General features: G+C 66.1%; 4 protein-coding genes. 3 read left to right on the forward strand and 1 reads right to left on the reverse strand.

Going from position 1 to position 4014, the window contains the following annotated elements; all coding sequences use genetic code 11:
- The 3 genes from EOA23_RS32265 to EOA23_RS32275 form a co-directional block, all read left to right on the forward strand.
- Positions 1-974 (forward strand): NAD(P) transhydrogenase subunit alpha (locus tag EOA23_RS32265; RefSeq protein ID WP_145966552.1); only part of this gene is annotated, 974 nt, incomplete at its 5' end.
- Positions 974-1396 (forward strand): proton-translocating transhydrogenase family protein, encoded by a 423-nt coding sequence (locus EOA23_RS32270; protein WP_112128301.1) that lies wholly within the window; start codon positions 974-976, stop codon positions 1394-1396. The genes EOA23_RS32265 and EOA23_RS32270, both read left to right, overlap by 1 nt.
- A gap of 1 nt (position 1397) precedes the next feature.
- On the forward strand, positions 1398-2795 hold the full coding sequence (locus EOA23_RS32275) for an NAD(P)(+) transhydrogenase (Re/Si-specific) subunit beta (protein ID WP_127249708.1): 1398 nt from the start codon (positions 1398-1400) through the stop codon (positions 2793-2795).
- Between the two features lie 69 nt (positions 2796-2864).
- On the opposite strand, the gene EOA23_RS32280 is transcribed toward EOA23_RS32275, so the two are convergent.
- Positions 2865-4014 (reverse strand): toprim domain-containing protein (locus EOA23_RS32280; protein ID WP_245474417.1); only part of this gene is annotated, 1150 nt, incomplete at its 5' end.

Consider the following 4014-nt stretch of genomic DNA (forward strand, 5'->3'; position numbering starts at 1 on the left):
TCATGGACCCCTATGGCAACGATGCCGCGGTGGCCGCCATGGCCAAGGCCGGCATCACTGCCTTTTCCATGGAATTCATGCCGCGCATCACCCGCGCGCAGGTGATGGACGTGCTGTCCTCGCAGGCCAACCTTGCCGGCTACCAGGCGGTGATCGACGCCGCGGCCGAATATGACCGCGCATTGCCGATGATGATGACCGCGGCTGGCACCGTGCCGGCGGCGAAAACCTTCATCATGGGCGTCGGCGTCGCCGGCCTGCAGGCGATCGCCACGGCGCGCCGCCTCGGCGCCGTGGTCACCGCCACCGATGTTCGTCCGGCGGTAAAGGAGCAGGTGCAGTCGCTCGGCGCGAAGTTCCTGGCGGTCGAGGACGAAGAGTTCAAGGCGGCCGAGACGGCCGGCGGCTACGCCAAGGAAATGTCGAAGGAATATCAGGCCAAGCAGGCGGCGCTGACGGCCGAGCACATCGCCAAGCAGGACATCGTCATCACCACCGCGCTGATCCCTGGACGGCCGGCGCCGAAGCTGATCTCGGCCGCCATGGTCGCCTCGATGAAGCCGGGCTCGGTGATCGTCGATCTCGCGGTCGAGCGCGGCGGCAATGTCGAGGGCGCGGTTCCAGGCAAGGTCGTGACGACCGAGAACGGCGTCAAGATCGTCGGCCACCTCAACGTGCCGGGCCGTGTCGCAGCGTCCGCCTCGCTGCTTTACGCCAAGAACCTTTACGCCTTCCTCGAGACGATGGTCGACAAGACGACCAAGACGCTCGCCATCAAGCGCGACGACGAACTGGTCAAGGCGACGATGCTGACCGACGGCGGTCGGGTCGTGCATCCTGCCTTCGCCAAGGCGGCGGAGGAGCCGCGCACCCAGCCGGCGGCCATTCCGGCGACGACCATGGTTGCCGAAGCCGCCGACGCGAAGCCGGCGGCGAAGAAAAAGGCCGCAGCCAAGCCTAAGGGGACCGCGTGATGGACGCCTTGCAGAAAGCCCTCGACCAACTCGACCAGGCGACCGCCGCCGTGCGGCTGGCGGTGCAGGATCTTGCCAACGCGCCTGCAGGCGCCGAGGCCGCCGGCAACGCCGCGCATGCGCTCTCGGGCGGCGCAATCGATCCCTTCGTCTTCCGCTTCGCCATCTTCGTGCTGGCGATCTTCGTCGGCTATTATGTCGTGTGGTCGGTGACGCCGGCGCTGCACACGCCGCTGATGGCCGTCACCAACGCCATCTCTTCCGTCATCGTCGTCGGCGCGCTGCTTGCCGTCGGCATCGCCGCTTCCGGCCTCGCCGCAGGCTTCGGCTTCGTCGCCCTGGTGCTGGTCTCGGTCAACATCTTCGGCGGCTTCCTGGTCACCCAGCGCATGCTCGCCATGTACAAGAAGAAGGAAAAGTGACGTGACCGTCAATCTCGCTTCCTTCCTCTATCTTGTCTCCGGCATCCTGTTCATCCTAGCGCTGCGCGGGCTCTCGCATCCGACAACCAGCCGCCAGGGCAATCTCTACGGCATGATCGGCATGGGCATTGCCATCGCCACCACGCTGGCGCTGGCGACCCCCTCTGCCGGCCGCTTCGGCCTGATCGTGCTCGGCCTCGCCATCGGCGGCGGCATCGGCGCCGTCACCGCGCGCCGCATCGCCATGACCTCGATGCCGCAACTGGTCGCCGCCTTCCACTCGCTCGTCGGCTTTGCCGCCGTCATGGTGGCAGCCGCCGCCATCTACGCGCCGGAAAGTTTTGGCATCGGCACGGCGGGCGACATCCACGCCCAGGCGCTGGTCGAGATGAGCCTCGGTGTGGCCATCGGCGCCATCACCTTCACCGGCTCGGTCATCGCCTTCCTCAAGCTCGACGGCCGCATGTCCGGCAAGCCGATCATGATCGGCGGCCGCCACCTCATCAACATCGTCCTCGGCGTCGCCCTGGTGGTGCTGATCGTGCTTCTGGTCACCACCGAGTCCAAGCTCGTCTTCTGGCTGATCGTCGCCGCCTCGCTGGTGCTCGGCGTACTCCTGATCATCCCGATCGGCGGCGCCGACATGCCGGTCGTGGTGTCGATGCTGAACTCTTATTCGGGCTGGGCGGCGGCAGCGCTTGGCTTCACGCTCGGCAATCTGGCGCTGATCATTACCGGCGCGCTGGTCGGCTCGTCCGGCGCGATCCTGTCCTACATCATGTGCAAGGGCATGAACCGCTCTTTCATCTCGGTCATCCTCGGCGGCTTCGGCGGTGAGACGGCGGCCGCTGCCGACGACGGCATCGAGCGTACCGTCAAGCAGGGCTCGGCCGACGACGCGGCCTATCTGATGATGAACGCGCAGAAGGTCATCATCGTGCCCGGCTACGGCATGGCGGTCGCCCAGGCGCAGCACGCGCTGCGCGAGATGGCCGACAAGCTCAAGGCCAACGGCGTCGAGGTGAAATACGCCATCCACCCGGTCGCCGGCCGCATGCCCGGCCACATGAACGTCCTTTTGGCGGAGGCGAACGTCCCTTACGATGAAGTGTTCGAGCTCGAGGACATCAACTCGGAGTTCGCGCAGGCCGACGTCGCCTATGTCATCGGCGCCAACGACGTCACCAACCCGTCCGCGCGCGACGACAAGAGCAGCCCCATCTACGGCATGCCGATCCTCGACGTCGACAAGGCCCGCACCTGCCTCTTCGTCAAGCGCTCGCTCGGCTCCGGCTATGCCGGCATCGACAACACGCTGTTCTACAAGGACGGCACCATGATGCTGCTCGGCGACGCCAAGAAGATGACCGAGGAAATCGTCAAGGCGATGGATCATTGAGCTTGATTGCAGGCTTCAAAAGAAAGGCCCGGCAAATGCCGGGCCTTTCTTTTGAGTATGTAGGTGCGCTCAGATATCCAGATTGGCCACCGACAGCGCGTTGTCCTGGATGAACTCGCGCCGCGGCTCCACCTCGTCGCCCATCAGCCGCGAGAACAGCGAGTCGGCGTCGGTCGCGTCGTTGACCTTGACCTGCAGCAGCGAGCGCACATTCGGGTCCAGCGTGGTTTCCCAGAGCTGCTCCGCATTCATCTCGCCAAGGCCCTTGTAGCGTTGCATGGTGAGGCCCTTGCGGCCGGAAGCGAACACCGCGTTGAGCAGCGCCAGCGGTCCCGAAACAAGCTCCGAGGTCTCCTTGCGGCGCAGCGTCGGCTGCTCGCCATAAACTTCCGAAAGCCGCGGCGCGTAGCGGTCGAGCTGGCGCGCGTCGGCCGAAGCGATCAGCCCGGCATCGAGCTGCACCACATCCTTCACGCCGCGCACCGTGCGCTCGAAGACATAGCCGCCGGAGCCGTCATTGGAGGTCGACAGCCGGCCGGTCCAGCCGCGCTCGGTCTCCTCCGCGATCATGTCCAGCCGCTGCGCGACGCGCTCGGCCATGGCGTTGGCGCGGCCGAGATCGGCAAGCACGTCGGCATTGAGCGCGCCGGCGATCGCCGCCTGCTCGACGACGCTGCGGTTGTAGCGCGTGTGCAGGCCGTTGATCAGCTGCCGCACCGCCAGCGCGTCGTCGACGGAGCTGCGCAGATCCTGCCCGGTCCGCACCTCGCCGGAGGCGAGCACCAGCGAGGCCTCATCCAGCCCGGAGCCGATCAGATATTCCTCATAGGCGCTCTCGTCCTTTAGATATTGCGAGCTCTTGCCCCGCGTCACTTTGTAGAGCGGCGGCTGGGCGATGTAGAGATGGCCGCGCTCGATCAGCTCCGGCATCTGCCGGAAGAAGAAGGTGAGCAACAGCGTGCGGATGTGGGCGCCGTCGACGTCGGCGTCGGTCATCAGGATGATCTTGTGATAGCGCAGCTTGTCGGCGTTGAACTCGTCCTTGCCGATCGAGGTGCCGAGCGCGGTGATCAGCGTGCCGATCATGTCGGAGGAGAGCATGCGGTCGAAGCGGGCGCGCTCGACATTGAGGATCTTGCCGCGCAGCGGCAGGATCGCCTGGTTCTGGCGCGAGCGCCCGCCCTTGGCCGAGCCGCCGGCGGAGTCACCCTCGACGATG

The organism is Mesorhizobium sp. M2A.F.Ca.ET.042.01.1.1, assembly GCF_003997405.1.
Lineage (GTDB): Bacteria > Pseudomonadota > Alphaproteobacteria > Rhizobiales > Rhizobiaceae > Mesorhizobium.

Coding starts and splice junctions, on each gene's coding strand:
- EOA23_RS32270 (WP_112128301.1), top strand. CDS start 974: ATGGACGCCTTGCAGAAAGCCCTCGACCAACTCGACCAGGCGACCGCC.